Source organism: Klenkia taihuensis (assembly GCF_900112525.1).
Taxonomy (GTDB): Bacteria; Actinomycetota; Actinomycetes; order Mycobacteriales; family Geodermatophilaceae; genus Klenkia; species Klenkia taihuensis.
Genome location: NZ_FOMD01000001.1, coordinates 387572 through 410269 on the forward strand (window position 1 = coordinate 387572; position 22698 = coordinate 410269).

The window sequence follows — 22698 nt, forward strand, 5'->3', positions numbered from 1 at the left end:
ACCGCGACCTGCGCACCCGACCCTGGGGTCCGCCGTCCCGGGCCGCCCGCCCTGCGCGCCCCCGGTGCTCAGGCCGTGCTGCCGACCACCGCGCGGGGGCCGGGCTGCACGACGACGGCGTTGCGCAGCCGCTTGGCCTCGTAGAGGTGGGTGTCGGCGGCACGCAGCAGCTCCTCCGGACGGGCGCCGACCGCACCGACGGCGACCCCGACGGAGACGGTCACCGGCTCGCCCACCCCGCCGGCGGCGAACAGCTCGACCTCGCGGCGGACCCGCTGGGCGACCAGCTGCGCCTGCACCGGACCGGTGGCGGGCAGCAGCAGGGCCAGCTCGTCGCCGCCGAGCCGGGCGGCCAGGTCGTCGGCGCGCACGGTGCGGCCGAGGACCCCGGCGATGCGCTGCAGCACCCGGTCCCCGCCGTCGTGCCCGCGGGTGTCGTTGACCGCCTTGAAGTGGTCGACGTCGATGAGCGCCACGGCGACCGGGGCGCCCTCGGTGGCCTGGTCGCAGGCCCGCTGCAGGTGCTCGTCCCACGACCGCCGGTTGGCCAGGCCGGTGAGCGCGTCCTGGGTGCTCAGCCGGCGCAGCTCGCCGACCAGCTCCAGGGTGGTGGCCTGCTCGGCCTCCAGCGCGCACCTCCAGTGCACCTCGCCCCGCAGCGCGTTCCAGCGCAGTGCGTGCCCGGTCGTGGCGACCACGGCGGCGCTGCCCAGGTAGCAGGCGGTGGCGACCAGCCCGTCGGCGTCGACCGTCCCGGCGGTCGCGCAGCCGGCGAGGAAGCCCACCGCGGTGACCCCGACCAGCAGCAGGGTCCACAGCGAGCTCGCCGGCAGGATCGCGCCGCAGGCGTAGAGCACCAGCGTCGCGCCCAGCAGGTAGAGCTCCAGGTGGTCGACCTGCGGCAGCATCCAGCCGACGGAGAGCTGGACGACGGCCAGCACGGCGGTGGTGACCTCGGCGGGGCGCCGCCGGCCCAGCGGGGTGGTCCACAGCAGCAGGACCAGCAGCGCCATCGGCACCGTGCCGGCCAGCCGCACCCCGGTGAGGGTCTCCGCCAGCGGGGCCGGTTCCAGCGCCCGGTCGAAGAACGACCACAGCGGGTAGAGGACCACCGCCCCGGTCGACAGCGCCAGGCCGCTCGTGCGGGCCCGCAGGCGCAGGCGGCGGGCGGCCTCGGCGTCCAGCCGTGGGTCGTCGGTCATGCCTCCCCATCGGCCGGTCCGGCCCCCGACCTGCGGGAACGTCGCTGTGCGTGCCCCGTGGGGGTGAGGTGCAGAGGGCGGATGGGTGCCGGTGCCATCATCGGCCGATGACGACCTCGCCGACGTCCGGGTTCGGTCCGCGCAGCCGCGGCGTGTGGTGCAGCGAGGCCGGGCCCGGCGGGCTCTGGCGGCTGGCCGGCGCGGGCTTCGACTGGGTGTCGGTGGACCTCCAGCACGGGCGGTACGACCGGCGGGAGCTGCTGGAGGCCGCCCGCGGCTGGCTCGGCCCGGCCGAGCTGGTCGTCCGGGTGCCCGCGCTGGACCCCCCCTCGATCGGGCTCGCGCTCGACGCCGGGGCGGCCGCGGTCGTCGTCCCCCAGGTCGAGGACGCCGCGCAGGCGCGCGCCGCCGTCGAGGCCGCGCACTACCCGCCGCTGGGCCGCCGCAGCGCCGGCCAGCTCGGGCCGACCTGGGGTGGGCCGACCCGCGACGAGGTGCTGTGCGCGGTGATGGTGGAGTCGGCGGCCGCCCTGTCCGACGTCGAGGCGATCGCCGCCGTGCCCGGGGTGGGCATGGTGTTCGTCGGGCCCAACGACCTGTCGCTGTCCCTGGGGACGACGGTCGACGCGCTGCTCGAGGACCGGTCCCCGGGCTCGCCGCTGGCCCGCATCACCGCGGCGTGCGCCGCGGCCGGGGTCCCGGTGGGCGCCTACGGCGGTGACCCGGCGACGGCGGAGCGGTTCCGGGCGCACGGCGTCGACTGCCTGGCGGTGGCCACCGACCTGTGGATCACCCAGGCGGGGGCGGCCGCGGCGCTGGGCTGACGCCGGGGAACTTTGTGCAACAATCCGCCGCGTGAAGCCCGTCGCCGCCGTCCTGCTCGCCGCGGTCTGCTTCGGCACCACCGGCACCGCGCAGGCCCTGCTCGACGTCGACGCCTCCCCGCTGGTGGTGGGCCTGGCCCGCATCGCCCTGGGCGGCGGCCTGCTCGCCGCGGTCGCCCTGCGCCGCCGTCCCGCCGCGGGCGGCGCGCCCGGCACCGGGCTGCTGGCCCGGGTGCCCACCGGGCTGGTGGTCGCGGCCGGCGCCGCCGGCGTGCTGGCCTACCAGCCCACCTTCTTCGCCGGGACGACGTCCAACGGCGTGGCCATCGGCACCGTGGTGGCCCTCGGCTCGGCGCCGGTGGCCACCGGGCTGCTCGACGCCGGGCTGCGCGCCCGGCGACCCGAGCGCCGGTGGTGGGCCGCGACCGGCCTGGCCCTGGTCGGGCTGGTGCTGGTGGCCGGCGGGTCCGGCGGCGGGTCGGCCGGCGGCGGGGTGCTGTGGTCGGTGGGCGCCGGGGCCTCCTACGCGCTCTACGCCGTGGCGGTCAAGGAGCTGCTCGACCGCGGCTGGTCGTCGGGCCCCGCGGTGGGCGCGGTGTTCGGGGCAGCCGCGGCGGTGGCGCTGCCGCTGCTGCTGGTCGTGGGCCCGGCCGGCCTGCTCACCGTCGACGGTCTGCTGCTCACCCTCTGGCTGGGCGTGGTCACCACCACGGTGGCCTACCTGCTCTTCGGCTGGGGTCTGGCCCGGCTCCCGGCGACCACCGTCGCCACGTTGACCCTCGCCGAGCCCGTGTGCGCGGCGCTGCTGGGCGTCGGCCTGCTGGGGGAGCGGCTCGGCGGGCCGGCGTCGGCGGGGGTGGTCGTGCTGGGGCTGGGCATCGCCGTCCTCACCGCGCGGCGGCGCACCCGGGCGGTGGCCGGTGCCCCGGCGGCGTGAGGCGCCGCCGGGGCCCACCGCGGTCGACCGGCTGGCCGCCGACCTGCGCCGGCAGGTCCTCGCCGGGGAGCTGGGCCCGGGCGAGCCGGTCCGCGAGGAGGACCTCGCCGCGGCGACCGGCGCCTCCCGGCACACCGTGCGCGCGGTGCTGGCCCGGCTGGCCGACGAGCGGCTGCTGGTCGCCGAGCCCTACCGCGGCGTGCGGGTGACCGCCTTCGCCGACTCCGACGTGGTGGCCCTGCAGGAGCTGCGCGGTGCCCTGGAGAGCGCCGCGGTGCAGCTGCTCGCCGACGCCCACGGCCCGCGCTGGCCGGCCGCCGTCCTCGCCCCCGCCCGCACGGCGGTCGCCGCGCTGGGCGCGCTGGCCGGCGACGACTGGCCGGCCGTGGCCGCCGCGCACGCCCGGGTGCACACCGCGCTGGTCACCGCCGCCGGCAGCCCGCGGATCACCGACGCCTACACCCGGCTGCACTCGGAGCTGCTGCTGCTCCTGGTGCACGTCGCCCCGGCCTACGACGTCGCGCGCCTGGTCGCCGAGCACGAGGCCTACCTCGACGACGTGCAGGCCCGGGGTCCGGTCGCGGTCCGCGAGCACCTGGCCGGCAGCACCGCGGCCATCCTGGCCGCCCGGGGGGTCAGGGGCGGGGGAGCGGCCGCAGCACGGTGACCAGCAGCCAGACCACCCCCGCGGTGAGCACCATCGCGCCGGGGATGTGCACCCAGAGGGTGTCCCGGCCGCCCACCGCGGCCTGCGCGATGGTGGCCAGGAAGACCGCGACGGCCAGTGCGGCCAGCCCGACCCGGGCCCGGCCCTGCCGCCACAGCACGACCGCGGCCAGCGCGCCCACGCCGGAGACGACGTGCAGCGCGACCGCCCCGGCGGCGTGCAGCTCCTCGGGCCCGCCGCTGGGGAACAACTGGCCCGCGGTGACGAACTGGAACAGCACGCCCAGCGCGGTGAGCACGGTGGCGACCTGGAGGACGCGGACGACGGCGGTCGGCGCGGTGGTGCCGACGGCGGGGGTGGCTCGGGTCATGCGGGGAGTGTGGGGACGCGGCACCGGCGACCGCTCGCCCGGTCGCCGGATGCACACCGAACCCACAGGTCAGGGGCGCCAGGCACCCCGGCGGAGCAGGCGCAGGCCGTTGAGCGCGACCAGCACCGTGGAGCCCTCGTGCCCGGCGACGCCCAGGGGCAGGGGCAGGTGGCCGACCAGGTCCCAGGTGACCAGCGCGGCGATCACCGTGCCGGCCAGCACCAGGTTCTGCACCACGACCCGGCGGGCCCGGCGGGACAGGCCGACCAGCGCGGGCAGGGTGGCCAGGTCGTCGCGCACCACGACGACGTCCGCGCTGGCCACGGTCAGGTCCGAGCCCACCCCGCCCATGGCCGCACCCACGTCGGCGGCGGCCAGCGCCGGGGCGTCGTTGACCCCGTCGCCGACCACCAGCACCCGGTGGCCCTGCGCCTGCAGCCCGCGGACGGCGGCCACCTTGTCCTCGGGCAGCAGCCCGGCGCGGACGTCGGTGATGCCCAGCTCGCCGGCCAGCGCGGCGGCGGCGCGCCGGCCGTCCCCGGTGAGCAGGACCGGCGGGCGGCCGAGGGACCCCCGCAGCGCCGCCACCGTCGCCGCGGCCTCCGGGCGCAGCCGGTCGGCCAGGGCCAGCCACCCGGCCGGGGCGCCGTCCACCGTGACCGCGACGACGGTGCGACCACGCTCCTGCTGCTCGGGCGCGGTCGCCGGGTCGGCGGCGGCGACCGCGACCACCCGGCCGTCGACGGTGCCGGTGACCCCGCGCCCGACGGCGGCCCGGAACCCGGTGACCGGCTGCAGCGCCAGCCCGCGCTGGCGGGCCGCGGCGACCACGGCCCGGCCGACCGGGTGCTCGCTGGGCGCCTCGGCGGAGGCGGCGAGCGCCAGCAGCTCGTCCTCGGCGGTGCCGGGCGCCGGCCCCGTGGCGACGACGGCCGGCGTCCCGTCGGTGAGCGTGCCGGTCTTGTCCACCACCACCGCGGTGACCTGGCCCAGGCCCTCCATCGCCACCGCCGAGGTGACCAGCACGCCGCGCCGCCCGGCGGTCGCGATCGCCGACAGCAGCGGCGGCATGGTGGCCAGGACCAGCGCGCACGGCGAGGCCACGACCATGAACGTCATCGCCCGCAGCAGCGCGTCCTGCAGCTGCGCGCCCAGCAGCAGGGGGACGGCGAAGACCGCGAGCGTGGCGACCACGACGCCGACGGCGTAGCGCTGCTCGACCTTCTCGACGAACAGCTGGGTGCCGGCCTTGGTCTCCGCGGCCTGCTCCACCAGCGCGCCGATCCGGGCGACGACGCTGTCGTGGGCCGGCCGGCCGACCCGGACCACCAGCGCGCCCGTGCCGTTCACCGTGCCGGCGTAGACCTCGTCGCCGGGGTGCCGGTCGACCGGCAGGGGCTCGCCGGTGATCGAGGCCTGGTCGACCTCGGAGGCGCCCTCGACCACCCGGCCGTCGGCGGGCAGCCGGTCACCGGGGCGCACCAGCACCCGGTCGCCGACCTGCAGGTCCGCGGCGGGCACCCGCTCCTCGCCGCCGTCGGTCAGCAGGGTGGCCTGCACGGGTGCGAGGTCGGTCAGCGCCGAGACGGCGTCCCGGGTGCGCCGGGTGGCGAAGGCCTCCAGGGCGCCCGAGGTCGCGAAGATGACGATCAGCAGCGCGGCGTCCAGGGCCTGGCCGATGGCCAGGGCGCCGGCCGCGGCCAGGACCATGAGCAGGTCGACGTCCAGGGTCCGGGCCCGCAGCGCCTCCCACCCGGCGACCGCGGGCTCCCAGCCCCCGGCGGCGCAGCAGGCCAGGTAGGCGGCCCACGTCACCGCGGCGGGGGCGCCGGCGAGCTGGAGCACCAGGCCGACGAGGAACAGGCCCAGCGACAGCGCGGCCCAGCGGACCTCGGGGAGGGTGGCGGCCACCCGGATACCCGCCCCCGGGCGGACCGAGCGGGACGGGGGCCGGTCGAGGGTCGCGGTCACGGCTGGGACAGTACCTGCGCATGCGCGAAGGTGTGCAGGTGTGCATCGGCTGCCGGCCGGGCAGGGCGCGGGGCATGGAGGACCGCGCGGAGGAGCTGGCCCGGAAGGTGCACGCCGGCCAGGTGGACAAGGCCGGACAGGACTACGTCACCGCCCACGTGGCCGACGTGGTCGGCCGCCTGGACCCCGAGGACGAGGTGGGCCGCACGGTCGCCTGGCTGCACGACACCGTCGAGGACGGCCCCGCGGGCACCCGCGACGAGCTGGTCGCCGCGTTCCCCGACCAGGTGGTGGCGGCCGTCGACGCGCTGACCCACGGCCCCGACGAGGACCGTGCCGCCTACTACCGGCGGGTCGCGGCCGACCCGCTGGCGCTGCGGGTCAAGCACGCCGACCTGGGCTCCAACACCGACCCCGACCGGCTGGCCCGCCTCGACCCGGCCACCCGGGAGCGGCTGGAGGAGAAGTACCGCACCGCCCGCGAGGCACTCGGCCTCTGACCGGCTGGCAGGGTGGGGGCGTGTCCGTCGCCGCGCTCGTCCTGGCCGCCGGGGGCGGCTCCCGCTACGGAATGCCCAAGGCCCTGGCCCCGCTGCCCGACGGCGAGCTGTTCGTCGAGCGCGCCGTGCGCACGGCCCGGACGGCGTGCGACCCCGTGCTGGTGGTGCTGGGCGCAGCCATGGTCGAGGTCTGGCAGCGGGCCGACCTGGACGGCGCCACCGTCGTCGGCAACCGCGACTGGGAGACCGGCATGGCCTCCTCGCTGCGCACCGGCATCCAGGGCCTGCAGGCGCTCGGGTCGGGCATCGAGGCGGCCGCGGTGATGCTGGTCGACGTCCCCGGGACCACCCCCGACGTGCTGCAGCAGCTGCTGCCGCACGCCGCACCCGGCGCCCTCGTCGTCCCCGTCTTCGACGGCGTCCCCGGGCACCCCGTGCTCATCGGGCGGGACCACTGGGACGGCGTCGCGGCGTCGGCGACCGGCGACGAGGGGGCGCGGGCGTACCTGCGCACCCACGAGGTCACCGAGGTCGACTGCACCGGGCTGGGCGACCCCACCGACCACGACACCCCGCGCGCGTAACGTCCCCCGGGTGATCGCCGCCATCAGCGACCAGCCGCTGGACGTCGCCGCCCACGAGGCCGCCGTCGCCCACCCCGCGGCCGGGGCCACCGTCAGCTTCGCCGGGGTCGTCCGCGACCACGACGGCGGGAAGTCGGTCACCGAGCTGGAGTACGTCGGGCACCCCACCGCGCAGGCGCTCGTCGAGGAGATCGCCGCGGAGTTCGCCGCCCGGCCCGAGGTGCACGCGGTCGCGATCAGCCACCGGGTCGGCCTGCTGGGCATCGGCGACGTCGCGCTGGCCTGCGCGGTCTCGGCCAGCCACCGCGGTCAGGCGTTCACCGCGTGCGCCGAGCTGGTCGACGAGGTCAAGGCCCGGCTGCCGATCTGGAAACGGCAGGTCTTCCTGGATGGCGCCGAGGAATGGGTGGCCTGCCCCTAGGCTGTGAGCAGCCTGAGGGGGTGGCCGTGGTCGCGGAGGCCGGCACGAGCGTGCTCGAGGGCATGCCCATGGGCTTCCTCCAGGTTGCGGCCGACTGGCGCATCACCTACGTCAACGCCGCCGCGGAGCGCGCCTTCGGCCGCCGCCGCGCCGACCTGCTGGGCCGCAGCGCGTGGCAGGCCTTCCCGGGCAACGAGGACAGCCTGCTGGGCCGCGCCTACCGCCGGGTCGCCGCCACCCACCGCCCGGAGCTGTTCGAGTCCTACTCGGTGGCGCGCGGGGTCTGGTTCGAGGTCCGGCTGGTCCCCGCCGAGGGCGGGCGCATCAACGCCTTCTTCAGCGACAGCACGGCCCGGCACCGCATCCAGGAGCGGCTGGCCGTGCTGGCGCGGGTCAGCGCGGAGCTGGCCGACACCCCCGACGCGGTGCAGTCGCTGAGCCGGATCCCGCGCGCGCTGGTGCCCGTGCTAGCCGACTGGGCCGTCGTCACCGTGCTGGACGACGACGGCCGGCCCCGCGACGTCGGTTGCTGGCACAGCGAGCCGGAGATGCGGCCGGTGCTGGCCCGCTACAGCGAGCTGCGGCTGGGCGCGCTGCCGGCCACCGCCCCGCTGGTGCGCTCGATGCACACCCAGGAGACCACCCCGGTCACCGCCGCCGACGTGCACGGCAGCCTGCCCCCGGGCGAGGCGCGCGACCTGCAGCGGCGGCTGGCCACCGGGACCGGGCTGTACCTGCCGCTGCTGGGCCGCGGCCGCACCCTCGGCGTCATCACGCTGTGGTGGCGGCACGGCCGCACGCCCGACGCCGAGGACCTGGCCGCCGCCCGCGAGGCCGCCGAGCGGATCGGCCTGGCGCTGGACAACGGCCGCCTCTACCGGTTGCAGGCCGCTCTGGCCGAGGAGCTGCAGCGCAGCCTGCTCACCCAGCCGGTGCAGCCCGAGGGTGCCGAGGTCGCCGTCCGCTACACCCCGGCCGCGGAGGCCGCCCGCGTCGGCGGGGACTGGTACGACGCCTTCCGGTCGCCGTCGGGGGCGATGACCCTGGTCATCGGCGACGTGGTCGGGCACGACACCGCCGCGGCCGCGGCCATGGGGCAGCTGCGCGGGCTGCTGCGGGGCATCGCCACCTACTCCGACGCCGGGCCGGGGGAGGTGCTGCGCGGGCTGGACGCCGCCATGGCGCAGCTGTCCTTCCCGACGCTGGCCACCGCGGCGGTCGCCCAGCTGACCCGGGAGGAGGGCTGCGGGGCGACGATGGTCTGGTCCAGCGCCGGCCACCTGCCCCCGCTGGTCCTGCACCCCGACGGCTCGCTGGCCGACCCCTCGCCCTGGCCCGGGGACCTGCTGCTGGGTGTCGACAGCCTCGCCGCCCGCACCGAGCACCGGGTGGCGTTGCCGGCCGGGTCGACGGTGCTGCTGTTCACCGACGGCCTGGTGGAGCGGCGCGACGAGGACCTCGACACCGGCCTGGCCCGGCTGCGCAGCACGGTGGCGGAGCTGGCCGACCGGCCGTTGCAGGAGCTGTGCGACGAGGTGGTCGACCGCATCGTGCACGGCCGCCCCGACGACGACGTCGCCCTGGTTGCCGTCCGCCTCGCCTGACCCCGCCGCGCCCTCGGCGGGGTGGGGGCCGACGGGTCAGGTGCGGGGGACCCTGCCGTCGTGGAAGGTGGTGGCGCCGGCGCTGCGCGTCTCGACGTCGTCCAGCCGCTCGCGCACCCGCTGCGCCACCTCGACGTCCCCGGCCGGGCCCGCGGTGGTCAGCCGGTCGGCGCCGGCGACCTCGGGCACGTCCAGGACGGCGTCAACGAGCTCGGTGCGGGTGCCCGGCGGCAGCTGGCCGGGCTCCACGTGCAGGGCGGCGACGGCGGCCGGGCCGGTGGCCGCGACGTCGGCGCTGGCCACCACCCGTCCGTCGTCCACGACCTCGACGTGCTGGGTCTCCTCGGGTGCGTCCACGGCGTCTCCCACGGTTCCGGCGGTCTCGGGAACGGCGGCGCGACGGTGCACCACGAGCAGCGTCCCCCGGGCCGCCGACCTGCGGCAACCCGACCGGCGCGTCGCGGGCGGGTGCGTCAGTGCGGGCCGGGGCGGTCCCCGTGCTCGCGGGCCTCGAGGGCCTCCTCCTCGGCCTCGCCCTCCAGGCGGCGGGCCTCGCCGGCGGCCTCGGCCGCGGCGTCGCCGTGGGACTCGCCGTAGACCTCGGTGGCCCGGCCCACCAGCTCCTCGGCCTTGGCCTTGGCCTTGTCGAACAGGCTCATCTGCCCCTCCTCATCGGTGCACGCCGTCGCGGATCTCGCCGACCAGCTCCTCGAGGATGTCCTCCAGGGCGACCACGCCGACGACCTGGTCATGATCGACGACGGCGGCCAGCTGCGCACGGTCGCCCTGCATGGTCTGCAGCGTGCTGCGCAGGTCGCTGCCGGCGTCGACCCGGGGGAGCGGGCGCTCGATGTCGGCCACCCGGACGTCGGGCTCGCCGTCGGCGACCAGCACGTCCTTGACGTGCACGTACCCCGACAGCTCCCCGGCGGTGACCACCGGGAACCGGGAGAAACCGGTGGTGGCCGCCGCCCGCTCGACGGCGAGCGCGTCGTCGGCGGGGGAGAGCACGGTCAGCTCGGCGCGGGGGATGAGCACCGTGCGCGTCTCCCGGTCCGACAGGGTCAGGGCGCCGGTGAGCAGGTCGTGGTCGGCGTCGTCGAGCAGCCCGCCGGCCCGGGACTCGTCGATCAGGCCGGCCACCTCGTCGCGGGTGAAGGAGCTGGCGACCTCGTCCTTGGGCTCGACCCGCAGCAGCCGCAGCACGGCGTTGGCCAGCGCGTTGAGCACGACGATGACCGGCTTGAGGACGGTCACGACGGCGGCCAGCGGCGGTGCGAGGGACAGCGCCGCGCGGTCGGGGCCGGCCAGTGCCAGGTTCTTGGGCACCATCTCGCCGATCACCACGTGCAGCGCGACCACCACGGTCAGCGCGATCACGAACGAGATCGGGTAGACCGCGCCCTCGGGGACGCCGACCGCGTCGAACAGCGGCTCCAGCAGGTGCGCGACCGCGGGCTCGCCGATGGCGCCGAGGCCGAGCGAGCAGACGGTGATGCCCAGCTGCGCGCCGGCCATCATCATCGAGACCTGCTCCATCGCCCGCAGCGTCGTGCGCGCCCGCCGGCTGCCGGCCTCGGCCAGCGGCTCGATCGAGGACCGGCGGGCCGAGATCAGCGCGAACTCCGCGCCCACGAAGAAGGCGTTGGCGGCCAGCAGCACGACGGCCAGCCCCACGCCCAGCCAGTCACCCACGGTCGGCCTCCTCGTCGTCGGTGTCGTCGGCGGGGGTGGGCACCAGCTCACCGAAGCGGGCGCGGTCCACGCGGGCGCCCTCGACGGCGGTCACCTCGACCCACACGCCACCGGGGTGGCCCTCGGCCTCGTCGGCGTACTCCGGCGGGAGCACCCGCTCGGCCTCCACCCGGTCGCCGACCTCGGGGATGCGGCCCAGGTGGTGCAGCACCAGGCCGCCGACGGAGTCGTAGTGCCGGTCGGCGGGCACGGTCAGCCCGGTGGCCGCGGCGACCTCGTCGGGCCGCAGCAGCCCCGACACCGACCAGGTGCCGTCGCCGAGGTCGACGACGTCGTCGGTGGCGGCGTCGTCGTCGTGCTCGTCGGACAGGTCGCCGACCAGCTCCTCGACCAGGTCCTCGATGGTGACGACGCCGTCGGTGCCGCCGTACTCGTCGACCACCACGGCCATCTGGAGGCTGCCGCGGCGCAGGTCGACCAGCAGCTCGTCCAGCTGCCGCGACGTCGGCACGAAGAGGGCCTCGACCATGACGTCGGCGACCAGCACGGTGCTGCGCCCGGGCCGGGGGACGGCGAGCGCGTGTTTCACGTGGACCAGCCCGACCACGTCGTCCACGCCGTCGGGGCCGGTGACCGGGAAGCGGGAGTGGCCCGAGTCGCGGGCGCTGGCCAGCACCACCGCGACGGGGTCGTCGCTGCGCACCGTCGTCATCCGCACCCGGCGGGTGGCCACGTCGTTGGCGCGCAGCTCGCCGAAGGCCAGCCCGCGCTCGAGCAGCGCGGCGGTGCCGGCCTCCAGCGTCCCGGTGCTGCCCGACCGGCGGACCAGCGAGGTCAGCTCCTCCGCCGAGCGGGCCGAGGCGAGCTCCTCCTGCGGCTCGACGGAGAAGACCCGCCGCAGGATCGCGTTGGCCCAGCCGTTGAGCGCCCGGATGACCAGCGCGGTGCCCCGGGTGAACCCGCGCTGGAAACCCGAGACGGTGCGGGCCACCTCGTAGGGCTTGCTGATCGCCAGGTTCTTGGGCACCAGCTCGCCGAACACCATGGTCAGCACGGTGGCCAGCACCAGCGCGAGCGTGATCGACACCGAGCGGGCGGCACCCCCGGACAGCCCCACGGACTCCAGCGGCCCGGCCAGCAGCGCCGCGATCGAGGGCTCGGCGACGAAGCCGATGGCCAGGTTGGTGACCGTGATGCCGAGCTGGGCGCCCGAGAGCTGGGTGGACAGCGTCTGCATGGCGGCCAGGACGCCGTCGGCGCCCCGTTCGCCCTCGGCGGCGCGGCGCTCGACCGAGGCGCGGTCGACGGTGACCAGCGAGAACTCGAAGGCCACGAAGGCGGCGCAGGCGGCGACCAGGAGCAGACCGACCCCGACGAGCAACCACTCGGTCATGCGGGCACCCGCCGGTGGGGGTCGGCGGGTCGGGGACTGTGAGGCAGCGAGCTCACGAGGGGGGTGGATCAGCCTCCGGCGAAGGGGGGCAGCACGTCGACGACCGCCCCGGGGTGGAGTGCCACCGCGCGGTCCCGGGTCGACGTCCCGTCGACCAGGAAGGAGCACGCGGTCAGCACGCGCTCCAGTTTGGCACCGTGGTCGTCCACGATCAGCGCCACCAGCTCCTCCAGCGTGGTGGCGTCGCGCACCTCGGTGTCGGTGCCCACGGCCGCGCGGGCCCCGGCGAAGTACCGGACGGTGACCGCCACCTCAGCCGCCGATGGCCGACATCGGCCGGCTGGGCTGCAGGAACGAGGGGTCGTCGATGCCGTGGCCGGGCAGCTTGGTGAGCGTGGCGATCCGCCAGCGGTCGGCCAGCTCGGCGTCCGTGGCGCCCTCGCGCATCGCCGTCCGCAGGTCGGACTCGTCGCGGGCGAACAGGCAGTTGCGGATCTGCCCGTCGGCGGTGAGCCGGGTGCGGTCGCAGGCGCCGCAGAAGCTGCGGGTGACCGAGGCGATGACGCCGACGGTGAGGTCGGTGCCGTCGACCAGCCAGCGCTCGGCCGGGGCCGCGCCGCGCTCCTCGACGTCGGGGACCAGGGTGTGCGAGGCGGTGAGCCGGGCCAGGATGTCCTCGGCGGTGACCATCTCGCCGCGGGTCCAGGCGTGGTGGGCGTCCAGCGGCATCTGCTCGATGAACCGCAGCTCGTAGCCGTGCTCGAGGCAGTACTCCAGCAGCGGGACGGCGTCGTCCTCGTTGATGCCGCGCAGCAGGACCGCGTTGACCTTCACCGGCGTCAGCCCGGCGTCCTTGGCGGCCTTCAGCCCGGCGAGCACGTCGGCGAGGCGGTCGCGGTGGGTGAGTTGCTTGAACCGCTCCCGGTCCAGGGTGTCCAGGCTGACGTTGAGCCGGTCGAGGCCGGCCTCGGCCAGCGCCGGCGCCATCCGCGACAGCCCGATCGCGTTGGTGGTGAGGCTGACCTCGGGGCGGGGGGCGAGCGCGGTGGTGGCCGCGACGATGCCGGTCAGGCCGGGGCGCAGCAGCGGCTCGCCACCGGTGAACCGGACCTCGCGGATGCCCAGCTGCTCGACGCCGATGCGGACCAGCCGGACGACCTCGTCGTCGGTGAGCTGCTCGACCTTGGGCAGCCACTGCAGCCCCTCGGGCGGCATGCAGTAGGTGCAGCGCAGGTTGCAGCGGTCGGTCAGCGAGACCCGCAGGTCGGTGGCGGTGCGGCCGTGCCGGTCGACCAGCCCCCCGGTGCCCGGGGCCGGCGCGGGCGCCCGCACGACGGGGTCGGGGAGCGGGCTGTGCGTCGTCACCCGCCCGACTGTAGAGCGGCTGGTCACGCCGTCCGGAGCCACCGTGCCCTCGGTCACACCCGGATCCGCACCTGCGGCGCCTCGCTCTCCCGACTTCCGCACGGGCGGGTTGCAGAGGGTTGCGACTAGTGGGTCAGCGTCAGCTTGAGGACGACGACGAGCAGGGCCACCGCGGCGGCGACGGCACCCACGGCCACCGCGCGGCCGAAGGGGACGTCGGCCTGCAGGCGCCGGTGCACGACGCCGATGCCGGCCACCCGGACCAGCCCGACCGCCGCGGCCAGCGACTGGCCCCACGCCTCCGACGGCCAGCCGAGCGCCGTCACGAGCAGGACCAGCGCGGGCAGCGCGCCCGAGCTGAGGATCGGCGTCGCGTCGCGGACGGCGTTGCGCAGCTCGACGTGGCGGCCCCCGGTGAGAAGCGAGCCGACGGTGTGCGCCAGCACGTGCGCGACGTAGGTGGACAGCACCGTGCCCAGCACGACCACCACCCCGGCCCCGGAGTCGACCGCCTCCGGGGAGACGCCGACGACGGCGGCGAGCACCAGCACGGTGCCGTAGACGTAGGCCGACACCCGGCTCTCGGCGCGGTGCGGGTCGACGTCGTGCCGCCGGCGGGTCAGCGGGCGTACCACGCGTGACTGGGACATGCGGGCATCCTTCTCGCCGCGGGACCGTTCTGCGTGGACGCGGTCGTTAGCATCGGCAACGCCACCCGGACACACGGCAGGCCCCCCTGTCTCCGCCTGTGGCCAGGAAGTCGAGATCGATCCCGTGCGCAACCCCTTCGCCCCGTACGGCCGCATCTTCGCGGTCCCGGGGTCCCGTTCGTTCTCCTTCGCCGGGTGGCTGGCCCGCGTCCCCATGTCGAGCATGGGGTTGGGCTCGGTGCTCATGGTGGCCGGCGAGTCCGGCAGCTACGGGCTGGCCGGCGCGGTCTCCGGCACGCTGGCGCTGGCCTTCGCCGTCGGCAGCCCGCAGTGGGCCCGCGGCATGGACCGGCTCGGCCAGGGCCGGGTGCTCGCGGTGTCGGCCGCGGTCTACCTGCTGCTGGGCGCGGCGTTCGTCGGCGTCGTCGTCGGCGGGGCGCCGCTGTGGTCGTGGTTCGTGCTGGCCGCGCTGACCGGCGCCTCCGCCGCCAACGTGGGGGCCGCCGTCCGGGCGCGCTGGGCGCACGCCCTGCCCGCCGCCGAGGCCCGGCAGACCGCGTTCGCCTTCGAGTCGGTGGTCGACGAGGTCGTCTTCGTCGTCGGCCCGCCGACCATCACCTTCCTGGCCACGCTCATCGCCCCGCCCGCGGGGTTCGTGGTCGGGCTGCTGGTCGGGATCGGCGGCACCGTCTGGCTGTCCCGGCAGACCGCCACCCAGCCGCCGGTGCACCGCGCGGAGCCCGGGACCACGCGGTCGGCCACCTCGGTGCTCAGCCCCGCCCTGCTCGTCGTCGCGGTCTCCTACCTGGCGGTCGGCACGGTGTTCGGCGCGATGGACGTCGTGGTCGTGGCCTTCGCGGAGGAGCAGGGCCAGCCGGTCATGGCCGGGGTCGCGCTGGCCGCCTACGCGGCGGGCAGCCTGGTGTCCGGCCTGCTCTACGGCATCCTCACCCTGCCGGGGTCGCTGCTGGCCCGGTTCGTCGGCTGCGGGCTGCTGTTCGCCGTCGCCACCCAGACGCTGTTCCTCGTCGGGTCGGTCCCGGTGCTGGTGGTCGCGGTCTTCCTGGCCGGGCTGACCATCGCGCCGGTGCTGGTCGCGGGCATGTCGCTGGTGGAGTCCCGGGTCGCGCGCGCCGCGCTCAACGAGGGCCTGACCTGGACGTCGACCGGCTTGACGCTCGGTGTGACCGCGGGCGCGGCGGCCGCCGGTGCCGCGGTGGACGCCTGGGGCGGGGAGCAGGCGTTCCTGGTGCCCGCACTCGGCGCCGCCGCGGCCGGTGCGCTCGCCCTGCTCGGCGGCCTGCTGGTGCGCGGTCCCGCCCCGGCACCCGGTGACCACGGACCTGCACCCGCGGCGCGCCGCGACGAGGTGTCCCCGGCTCCGTGATCGCCGGGCCGGGCGGCCGCCGGGCGGCGTCTGGTTGGGTCGGGGCGTGGCCACCACCATCCGGCTGATGACCGAGGACGACCTGGCCGAGTCCTGGACGCTGGGCCGGTGGGCCTTCGGCGGGCCGGCCGAGGCGCCGCCGCAGGCGATGCGGGTGCTGCCCGAGACGCACCGCTGGGGCGCCTACGACACCGCCACCGGCCGGCTGCTGGGCAAGGTCACCGACCACGAGGAGCACTCCTGGTGGGGCGGCCGGGCGCTGGCGTCGGCGCACGTCAGCGGCGTGGCGGTCTCCCCGGAGGTGCGCCGCGGCGGGCTCGCCCGGCAGCTGCTCACCGCTGCGCTGGCCGCCGCCCGCGAGCGCGGGGCCGTGGTCAGCGCGCTGTACCCGACGGTCTCGGCCGCCTACCGCGCGCTGGGCTGGGAGGTCACCGGCGTCCTCGGGTCGGCGGTGCTCGACACCGCCGCGCTGCCGTCCGCGCGGGAGCCCGGCGTGCTGCTCCGGGCGGGGACGCCGGCCGACCGCGGTGCCGTCGTGGACCTCTACGAGCAGGTGGTCCGCGGGTACGACGGCCCGCTGACCCGCCGGGGCGGCCGCTGGGACGCCCCGCCGCCGGAGGAGCAGCCCCTGGGCGCCGGGGTCGACCTGCTCACCCTGGCCGAGGAGGACGGCGTCGTCACCGGCGCGCTGGGCTACGAGCGGGGCCGCGGCTACGGTCCCGAGGCCGCCCTCGACGTCAGCGACCTGCTGGCCACCACCCCGGCGGCGGCCCGCGCGCTGGTCGACGTCCTCTCCGGGTGGCGGACGGTGACCCGCAGCGTCGACGTCCCCCTGCTGGCCGGGGACGCCGTCTCCGCCGTCCTGCCGCTGGAGCGGGCGACCCGCCGTGGCACCCAGGTCTTCATGCACCGGGTGGTCGACCTGCCCGCCGCGGTGGCGGCCCGGGGCTGGCCGGCGCACGTGCGCGGGGTGCTCGACGTCCGGGTGGTCGACGACGTCGCGCCGTGGAACAGCGGCGCGTGGCGGCTGGAGCTCGACGGCGGCGAGGGCCGGGCCACCCGCACCGGCGGCGACCCCGACCTGGTGCTCGGCCCCCGCGGGCTGGCCCTGCTGTGGACCGCCGCGGCCGGTGGCCGGGCCGTCGCCGACGCCGGGCTGGTCACCGGCCCCGGCGACCCGGCCGCGCTGGACCTGCTCGCCTGCGGTCGCCCCCCGCAGCTGCTGGACTACTTCTGAACCTGTGACGTCCCGGACCGCCTGCATGACCGGCGGTGCGCCAGGGAAGTGCACCCTGCATGACCGTCCCGAACATCACCTTGAACAACGGTGTCGAGATCCCGCAGCTGGGGTTCGGCACCTACCAGATCGAGCCCGAGAACACCCGCGAGGCGGTGCGGACGGCGCTCGAGGTCGGCTACCGCCACATCGACACCGCCGAGATGTACGGCAACGAGAAGGAGGTCGGCGAGGGCTTCCGCGACTCCGGCCTGGACCGCGCCGACGTCTTCATCACCTCGAAGCTGAACAACGGCTTCCACGCCCACGACGACGCCCTGCGCGCGATGGACCAGACCCTGGCCGACCTGCAGGTCGAGCAGCTCGACCTCTTCCTCGTGCACTGGCCGCTGCCGGGCATCGACGTCGACTTCGTCGAGACCTGGAAGGCGATGGAGCAGATCTACCGCGACGGCAAGGCCCGCGCGATCGGCGTCTCCAACTTCCAGACCAACCACCTCAACCGGCTGCGCGACCAGACCGACATCACCCCGGCGGTCAACCAGATCGAGGTGCACCCGTACCTCACCCAGGACGAGCTGCGCGCCTTCAACGCCGAGCGCAGCATCGCCACCGAGGCCTGGTCGCCGATCGCGCAGGGCAAGGTGCTCGACGACGCCGAGATCGTCCGGGTGGCCGAGCGGCACGGGAAGACCCCGGCCCAGGTCACGCTGCGGTGGGCCATCCAGCGCGGCGACATCGTGTTCCCGAAGTCGGTCACCCGCAGCCGGGTGGAGGAGAACTTCGCGCTGTTCGACTTCGAGCTCACCGACGAGGACGTCACCGCGATCACGAGCCTGAACCGCGACGAGCGCACCGGCCCCGACCCGGACACCTTCAACTACATCCCGGGCTGACCCGCCCGCCCCTGGTCCAGGGTTGATCAGGGGAGTTGATCGACGTCCGTCCTCCTGCACGAGATCCGGTGCAGGAGGACGGACTCCCGTGCAGGGGGACGCTCAGTCGGCCGTCACGAAGTCGATGAGCTCCTCGACGCGGCCGATCAGCTCGGGCTCCAGGTCGGTCCAGGTGCGCACCCGGGCCAGGATCCGCTGCGCCCAGACGTAGCCGGTGTCGTCCTCCCAGCCGAGCCGCCGGCACACGCCGGTCTTCCAGTCCTCGCCGCGCGGCACGGTCGGCCACGCCCGGATCCCCACGACGGAGGGTTTCACCGCCTGCCAGATGTCGATGTAGGGGTGCCCGACCACGAGTGCGTGCGCGCCGGTGACCTGCGCGGCGATCCGCGACTCCTTCGACCCGCCCACCAGGTGGTCGACCAGCACGCCGAGGCGCCGGCCCGACGCCGGCCGGAACTCGCGCACGATCCCGGGCAGGTCGTCCACGCCGTGCAGCGGCTCGACGACGACCCCCTCGATGCGCAGGTCGTGGCCCCAGACCTTCTCCACCAGCTCGGCGTCGTGCTTGCCCTCGACGTAGACCCGGCCCTCCCGTGCCACCCGGGCCCGGGCACCCGCGACGTAGGTCGACCCCGAGGCGCTGCGGGTGGGGGCGACGGGCGCGGCGGCGCGCGGCCGGACCAGGGTCACCGGCCGGCCCTCGACCCAGAACCCCGGCCCGAGCGGGTAGCCCTTCACCCGGCCGAAGCGGTCCTCGAGGTGGACCACGTCCTTCTCGCAGCGCACCACGGCACCGACGAAGCCCGAGCTCGGGTCCTCGACGACGAGGTCCTTCTCGGCCTCGACCTGCACGGGTGGCTTCTTCACCGTGCGCGGGTGCACCAGGTTGTCGTACTGCGAGCGGGGAGGCACCGACCGAGTCTGCGCAGCGGGCCGCGCCGGTCGGCGGAACGACACGCGGTGCGCGTAGCGTCCGTGGTCCAGCCGCAGGCGCACGCCACCTCGGACCACGCTCCGTGATCGACCACCGGCGAACCGGTGGCGAGGAGTCCCCCATGTCCGGCAAGAACAAGGGCGGCCGCGAGGCCAAGAAGCCCAAGGCCGCCAAGGTCAAGAACAACGCCTCGCAGCCCAGCCTCAAGGGCGGGGCCGTCGACGCCATCGCGCAGAAGGCCCGCTAGCGGGGCCGGAGGCGGCCGGCGTGCAGGTCGGCCACGCAGGCCGCCCACGGGCTGGCCGGGTCGCGGGGACGGCGGGTGTGCCCGCGCAGCCCGGCCCGCGGCACCGGCCGGCCCCGGCGCCCCGGCGACCCCCGCCACCAGTCGGCCAGCAGCTGCGCCTGCTGCTCCAGCCCATAGCCGGCCAGCGGCCGCACCGGGCCGTCGTAGGCGTAGGCGTCCCGGCCGAGCGTGTGCGCGACCTGGGTGAGCGCGGCCCGGGTGGTGAACGCCCGCACGCCCAGCGCCTGCACCTGGCAGACGTGCACCAGCTCGTGCAGGAACGTGTGCGGGTCGGTGCCGGCCGGGTCGGCGAACAGGTCGGGCCCCAGGTTGACGGTGACCGCGCCGTCCCACCGTGGCACGACGAAGGGCCGGTCCCCGGCGCCGACGGTGTCGGTGACGACCACCCGCCCGCGGGGCGGCAGTGCGTCGCCGAGCAGCTCGGCGCGCGCCCAGGCCTCCTCGTCGGCGGTCAGCACCCGCTCCCGGGCGCCGGCCGACGCCAGTGCCGACGCGGCCACCGCGAGCAGGGAGTTCTCCGGGCCCGCGCCCCACAGCAGCCCGCCGGCCACCCGCGCGCCGGGGGTCGGGGACCCGGTGGTCAGCACCGAGCCGACCAGCAGACCGGCCCCGGCGACGAGCCCGGCCGGGTGCAGGGCGGTACCCCCGACCCAGGCGAGGACGGCGGGCAGGCGGCTCACCGGCGCAGCCTCGCACGACACGCCGGACCAGGTTTCGCTCGGAGCGGTTCCGAGAAAGCCCTCCCGGTCGGCAAGCAAGGTCCGGCTCCGAGCACCTCCCCCAGATCGAGGAGCAACCCCGTGATCAGCACCGAGAACATCGACCGCGTCATCGGCAGCGACGTCTACGACGCGGACGGCGACAAGATCGGCTCCGCCACCGAGGTCTACCTGGACGACCAGTCCGGCAACCCCGAGTGGGTCACCGTGAGCACCGGCCTCTTCGGCACCCGCTCCAGCTTCGTCCCCCTGCGCGACGCCGACCTCACCGGCGACGGCGTGCGCGTCCCGGTCAGCAAGGCCGCGGTCAAGGACGCCCCCAAGGTGGATGCCGACCAGCACCTGTCCCCGGAGGAGGAGCAGGAGCTCTACCGCTACTACGGCATGACGGGCCAGGCCGGCCACGGCGACGGCCTGGACGACCGCGGCACCCGGATGGCCGGCGAGGCCCGCCTGGGTGACGACCTCGACGACCGCGGCCAGCACGCACCCCGCCGCACCGAGGACGGGGTGCAGGGCCGGGACACCTCCGGCCCCACCACCGACGACGCGATGACCCGCTCCGAGGAGCGCCTGCAGGTGGGCACCGAGGCCACCGAGGTCGGCCGCGCCCGGCTGCGCAAGCACGTGGTCACCGAGAACGTGACGACGACGGTGCCGGTCTCCCGCGAGGAGGTGCGCATCGAGCGCGAGCCGATCACCGAGGCCAACCGCGGCGCAGCCCTCGACGGCCCGGAGCTGTCCGAGGAGGAGCACGAGGTCACGCTGCACGCCGAGCAGCCGGTGGTGCAGAAGGAGACCGTGCCGGTCGAGCGGGTACGGCTGGGCACCGAGACGGTCACCGACCAGGCCCAGGTGAGCGAGCAGGTCGCGCACGAGGAGATCGAGCAGGTCGAGGACGGCGGGACCCGCGGCACCACCCGGTGAGGCCCCGGGCCGCCCGCCCCGCGCACCGGCGCGGGCGGCCCGGCCGGTTGGCCCGGGCCCGCCCCGGGCACCCCGGGAGCCCGACCCACCCGAGGAGGACCCCGTGACCCACGCCCAGGACCCCCGCACGCCCGACGCCACCGACGACCTGCTGACCGGCCGCGACCGCGACGCCGCCGGGCGCGAGCACGACGTCGTCACCGAGGCCACGGCCGAGGCCGCTGCCGGGACCACCGGCCGCGCGGTCACCGAGGAGGACCGGGCCACCGGCGTGGTGACCGACCGCTGAGGTCGTCCACCAGGGGGTGGCACTGAGTGCCACCCCCTGGCATGCTGTGGTCCACAGCACAGCCGGCGTCGAGGAGGACCCCATGGCCAACCCCTGGTTCGAGACCGTCGCGGAGGCGCAGCGGCGGGCCAAGCGGCGGCTGCCCGCCTCCGTCTACGGAGCGCTGATCGCCGGCTCGGAGCGCGGTCTGACCGTGGAGGACAACACCGCCGCCTACGGCGAGCTCGGCTTCGCCCCGCACGTGGCGGGCCTGCAGGGCGAGCGCGACCTGTCCACCACGGTGATGGGTCAGCCGCTGTCGATGCCGGTGATGATCTCCCCGACCGGCGTGCAGGCGGTGCACCCCGACGGCGAGGTGGCCGTGGCCCGCGCCGCGGCCGCCCGCGGCATCACCATGGGGCTGTCGTCGTTCGCGTCCAAGCCGGTGGAGGAGGTCGCGGCGGCCAGCCCGCAGACGTTCTTCCAGATGTACTGGGTGGGGTCCCGCGACGTGCTGGTGCAGCGGATGGAGCGCGCCCGCGCCGCCGGCTGCGTCGGGCTGATCATGACCCTGGACTGGTCGTTCTCCAACGGCCGCGACTGGGGCTCCCCGGCCATCCCGGAGAAGATCGACCTGAAGACCGCCGTGAAGTTCGCCCCCGAGGTGGCGCTGAAGCCGCAGTGGCTGTGGACCTTCGCCAAGACCGGGAAGATCCCCGACCTCAAGACCCCCAACCTGGCCCCGCCCGGCGGCGGCGAGGCGCCCACCTTCTTCGGCGCCTACGGCGAGTGGATGGGCACCCCGCTGCCGACCTGGGACGACGTCGCCTGGCTGCGCGAGCAGTGGGGCGGGCCGTTCATGCTCAAGGGCGTCATGCGGGTCGACGACGCCAAGCGCGCCGTCGACGCCGGCGTCACCGCCATCTCCGTGTCCAACCACGGCGGCAACAACCTCGACGGCACCCCCGCCCCCATTCGGGCGCTCCCGGCGATCGCCAAGGCCGTGGGCGACGAGGTGGAGATCGTCACCGACGGCGGCATCCGCCGCGGTTCCGACGTCGTCAAGGCCCTCGCCCTGGGCGCCAAGGCCGCGATGATCGGCCGCGCCTACCTGTGGGGCCTGGCCGCCAACGGGCAGGCCGGGGTGGAGAACGTGCTGGAAATCCTCCGCAGCGGCATCGACTCCGCCGTCCTGGGCCTGGGGCACCGCGACGTCAAGGACCTGCGCCCCGAGGACGTCGTCGTCCCCGCCGGGTGGCCCCGCGTGCTCGGCACCCCCGACCAGCAGCACGTGGTCTAGGAGCCCAGCAGGTCGACCCGCCAGTCGGCCTCGGGGTGCCGGCCGCCGCGCCACCACGGGCGGACCAGCTCCAGCCGGACGAGCACCCCTCCCCGGTCGGCCCACAGCAGCGCCAGGTGGTTGCCGACCGGGGGCGCACCGTCCAGCGCCAGCTGCGTGGTCGGCGCCTGCGCGTAGAACGCGCGCAGGGCCGACGTGTCGGCCGGCGGCAGCTCGCCGTCCTCGGAGTACCAGACCCGGACGACGTCGGTCTCGGTGGTGATGATCAGCCCGCTCATCGGCAGGCCCAGGTTCTCCCCGGCGTTGTCGCCGACGTCGAAGGTCAGCTGCTCACCGATCGACGCCGACCAGGGCAGCAGCTGCTCCATGGCGTGCCGGCGGACCAGCTGCCGGTCCAGGTGCGGGTCGGCGGCGCGCTGCCAGCCGTGCTGCCGGTGGATCTGCTGGCTGACCGCCACCCCGGCGACCAGGGCCTCGTGCACTGCCCGCAGCAGGGGCCGCAGCCGGGCCGTCGTCGCCTCCCGGGTCCCCTCCACGGGG

At 76.2% G+C, this 22698-nt stretch carries 27 protein-coding genes; 14 read left to right on the forward strand and 13 right to left on the reverse strand.

The genetic code is table 11. The annotated features are described in order from the left end of the window. Nucleotides 1–68: 68 nt before the first annotated feature. Nucleotides 69–1202, reverse strand: coding sequence for a GGDEF domain-containing protein (locus tag BM158_RS01870; RefSeq protein ID WP_091554050.1), 1134 nt, complete (start codon nucleotides 1200–1202; stop codon nucleotides 69–71). Between the two features lie 107 nt (nucleotides 1203–1309). Here BM158_RS01870 and BM158_RS01875 point away from each other — a divergent pair, with 107 nt between their 5' ends. Genes BM158_RS01875 through BM158_RS01885 form a run of 3 tightly spaced genes read left to right on the forward strand, consistent with a single transcriptional unit; the run spans nucleotide 1310 to nucleotide 3630 of the window. Beyond that, nucleotides 1310–2026, forward strand: a complete 717-nt coding sequence (locus BM158_RS01875; protein WP_091554053.1) for an aldolase/citrate lyase family protein — start codon at nucleotides 1310–1312, stop codon at nucleotides 2024–2026. A gap of 31 nt (nucleotides 2027–2057) precedes the next feature. Next, nucleotides 2058–2963, forward strand: a complete 906-nt coding sequence (locus BM158_RS01880; protein WP_091554057.1) for a DMT family transporter — start codon at nucleotides 2058–2060, stop codon at nucleotides 2961–2963. Continuing rightward, nucleotides 2947–3630: a GntR family transcriptional regulator gene (locus BM158_RS01885; RefSeq protein ID WP_091554061.1), complete on the forward strand. Its 684-nt coding sequence runs from the start codon at nucleotides 2947–2949 to the stop codon at nucleotides 3628–3630. The genes BM158_RS01880 and BM158_RS01885 overlap by 17 nt, the downstream gene beginning before the upstream one ends. Here the strand turns inward: BM158_RS01885 and BM158_RS01890 are convergent. Both BM158_RS01890 and BM158_RS01895 read right to left on the reverse strand, forming a co-directional pair. Next, nucleotides 3599–4000, reverse strand: a complete 402-nt coding sequence (locus tag BM158_RS01890; protein ID WP_091554064.1) for a hypothetical protein — start codon at nucleotides 3998–4000, stop codon at nucleotides 3599–3601. The genes BM158_RS01885 and BM158_RS01890 overlap by 32 nt on opposite strands. Before the next feature lie 69 nt (nucleotides 4001–4069). After that, nucleotides 4070–5971 (reverse strand): heavy metal translocating P-type ATPase, encoded by a 1902-nt coding sequence (locus tag BM158_RS01895; protein ID WP_091554068.1) that lies wholly within the window; start codon nucleotides 5969–5971, stop codon nucleotides 4070–4072. A 20-nt stretch (nucleotides 5972–5991) separates the two neighbouring features. Here BM158_RS01895 and BM158_RS01900 point away from each other — a divergent pair, with 20 nt between their 5' ends. From BM158_RS01900 to BM158_RS01915, 4 genes are read left to right on the forward strand one after another with little or no spacing between them, the layout of a single operon-like run. Continuing rightward, a complete protein-coding gene (locus BM158_RS01900; protein WP_229827513.1) occupies nucleotides 5992–6471 on the forward strand; it encodes a phosphohydrolase in 480 nt (159 codons plus the stop codon). Between the two features lie 20 nt (nucleotides 6472–6491). Then, nucleotides 6492–7055 (forward strand): nucleotidyltransferase family protein, encoded by a 564-nt coding sequence (locus BM158_RS01905; RefSeq protein ID WP_091554075.1) that lies wholly within the window; start codon nucleotides 6492–6494, stop codon nucleotides 7053–7055. Nucleotides 7056–7065: 10 nt separating this feature from the next. Beyond that, nucleotides 7066–7476 carry a molybdenum cofactor biosynthesis protein MoaE gene (locus tag BM158_RS01910; protein WP_091554079.1) on the forward strand — a complete coding sequence of 137 codons (411 nt, stop codon included), beginning with the start codon at nucleotides 7066–7068 and terminating at the stop codon, nucleotides 7474–7476. Nucleotides 7477–7496: 20 nt separating this feature from the next. Then, nucleotides 7497–9080 carry a SpoIIE family protein phosphatase gene (locus tag BM158_RS01915; RefSeq protein WP_229827512.1) on the forward strand — a complete coding sequence of 528 codons (1584 nt, stop codon included), beginning with the start codon at nucleotides 7497–7499 and terminating at the stop codon, nucleotides 9078–9080. 36 nt (nucleotides 9081–9116) lie between these two features. Here BM158_RS01915 and BM158_RS01920 read toward each other — a convergent pair whose 3' ends face one another. The 7 genes from BM158_RS01920 to BM158_RS01950 form a co-directional block, all read right to left on the reverse strand. Then, a complete protein-coding gene (locus BM158_RS01920; RefSeq protein WP_131801957.1) occupies nucleotides 9117–9437 on the reverse strand; it encodes a hypothetical protein in 321 nt (106 codons plus the stop codon). 116 nt (nucleotides 9438–9553) lie between these two features. Next, a complete protein-coding gene (locus tag BM158_RS01925) occupies nucleotides 9554–9739 on the reverse strand; it encodes a hypothetical protein (protein WP_091554087.1) in 186 nt (61 codons plus the stop codon). Between the two features lie 10 nt (nucleotides 9740–9749). Continuing rightward, nucleotides 9750–10775 carry a hemolysin family protein gene (locus BM158_RS01930; RefSeq protein ID WP_091554090.1) on the reverse strand — a complete coding sequence of 342 codons (1026 nt, stop codon included), beginning with the start codon at nucleotides 10773–10775 and terminating at the stop codon, nucleotides 9750–9752. Further along, the gene (locus BM158_RS01935) at nucleotides 10768–12168 is read right to left on the reverse strand and encodes a hemolysin family protein (RefSeq protein ID WP_091554092.1); all 1401 of its coding nucleotides are present in this window, start codon (nucleotides 12166–12168) and stop codon (nucleotides 10768–10770) included. Before BM158_RS01935 ends, BM158_RS01930 begins: the two co-directional genes overlap by 8 nt. 68 nt (nucleotides 12169–12236) lie before the next feature. Next, nucleotides 12237–12479, reverse strand: coding sequence for a MoaD/ThiS family protein (locus BM158_RS01940; RefSeq protein ID WP_091554094.1), 243 nt, complete (start codon nucleotides 12477–12479; stop codon nucleotides 12237–12239). Between the two features lies 1 nt (nucleotide 12480). Further along, nucleotides 12481–13533, reverse strand: coding sequence for a GTP 3',8-cyclase MoaA (gene moaA / locus BM158_RS01945; RefSeq protein WP_207506102.1), 1053 nt, complete (start codon nucleotides 13531–13533; stop codon nucleotides 12481–12483). 125 nt (nucleotides 13534–13658) lie between these two features. Next, nucleotides 13659–14183, reverse strand: a complete 525-nt coding sequence (locus BM158_RS01950) for a hypothetical protein (RefSeq protein ID WP_131801958.1) — start codon at nucleotides 14181–14183, stop codon at nucleotides 13659–13661. A 124-nt stretch (nucleotides 14184–14307) separates the two neighbouring features. On the opposite strand from BM158_RS01950, the gene BM158_RS01955 reads away from it, so the two are divergent. From BM158_RS01955 to BM158_RS01965, 3 genes are read left to right on the forward strand one after another with little or no spacing between them, the layout of a single operon-like run. Continuing rightward, nucleotides 14308–15570, forward strand: a complete 1263-nt coding sequence (locus tag BM158_RS01955) for an MFS transporter (RefSeq protein WP_229827511.1) — start codon at nucleotides 14308–14310, stop codon at nucleotides 15568–15570. Nucleotides 15571–15616: 46 nt separating this feature from the next. Continuing rightward, nucleotides 15617–16807 (forward strand): GNAT family N-acetyltransferase, encoded by a 1191-nt coding sequence (locus BM158_RS01960; RefSeq protein ID WP_091554104.1) that lies wholly within the window; start codon nucleotides 15617–15619, stop codon nucleotides 16805–16807. Between the two features lie 59 nt (nucleotides 16808–16866). Further along, nucleotides 16867–17703 (forward strand): aldo/keto reductase, encoded by an 837-nt coding sequence (locus BM158_RS01965; RefSeq protein WP_091554106.1) that lies wholly within the window; start codon nucleotides 16867–16869, stop codon nucleotides 17701–17703. 102 nt (nucleotides 17704–17805) lie between these two features. Here BM158_RS01965 and BM158_RS01970 read toward each other — a convergent pair whose 3' ends face one another. Then, complete coding sequence (locus BM158_RS01970) at nucleotides 17806–18615, reverse strand: DUF3097 domain-containing protein (protein WP_091556162.1); 810 nt, start codon at nucleotides 18613–18615, stop codon at nucleotides 17806–17808. 143 nt (nucleotides 18616–18758) lie between these two features. Between BM158_RS01970 and BM158_RS22600 the strand changes: the two genes are divergently transcribed. Beyond that, the gene (locus tag BM158_RS22600; RefSeq protein WP_268247904.1) at nucleotides 18759–18884 is read left to right on the forward strand and encodes a hypothetical protein; all 126 of its coding nucleotides are present in this window, start codon (nucleotides 18759–18761) and stop codon (nucleotides 18882–18884) included. On the opposite strand, the gene BM158_RS01975 is transcribed toward BM158_RS22600, so the two are convergent. Beyond that, nucleotides 18881–19624 carry a hypothetical protein gene (locus BM158_RS01975; protein WP_091554109.1) on the reverse strand — a complete coding sequence of 248 codons (744 nt, stop codon included), beginning with the start codon at nucleotides 19622–19624 and terminating at the stop codon, nucleotides 18881–18883. The two genes, BM158_RS22600 and BM158_RS01975, sit on opposite strands and share 4 nt — an antisense overlap. A 120-nt stretch (nucleotides 19625–19744) precedes the next feature. Between BM158_RS01975 and BM158_RS01980 the strand changes: the two genes are divergently transcribed. The 3 genes from BM158_RS01980 (at nucleotide 19745) to mftD (ending at nucleotide 22158) form a co-directional block, all read left to right on the forward strand. Continuing rightward, on the forward strand, nucleotides 19745–20590 hold the full coding sequence (locus tag BM158_RS01980; protein WP_091554112.1) for a DUF2382 domain-containing protein: 846 nt from the start codon (nucleotides 19745–19747) through the stop codon (nucleotides 20588–20590). A gap of 103 nt (nucleotides 20591–20693) precedes the next feature. Continuing rightward, entirely contained in the window at nucleotides 20694–20879 is a 186-nt protein-coding gene (locus tag BM158_RS01985) for a hypothetical protein (protein WP_091554114.1), read from the forward strand. Between the two features lie 82 nt (nucleotides 20880–20961). Beyond that, the gene (gene mftD / locus BM158_RS01990) at nucleotides 20962–22158 is read left to right on the forward strand and encodes a pre-mycofactocin synthase MftD (RefSeq protein WP_091554118.1); all 1197 of its coding nucleotides are present in this window, start codon (nucleotides 20962–20964) and stop codon (nucleotides 22156–22158) included. On the opposite strand, the gene BM158_RS01995 is transcribed toward mftD, so the two are convergent. Then, nucleotides 22155–22694 carry a hypothetical protein gene (locus tag BM158_RS01995; protein WP_091554122.1) on the reverse strand — a complete coding sequence of 180 codons (540 nt, stop codon included), beginning with the start codon at nucleotides 22692–22694 and terminating at the stop codon, nucleotides 22155–22157. The genes mftD and BM158_RS01995 overlap by 4 nt on opposite strands. Nucleotides 22695–22698 lie beyond the last annotated feature (4 nt).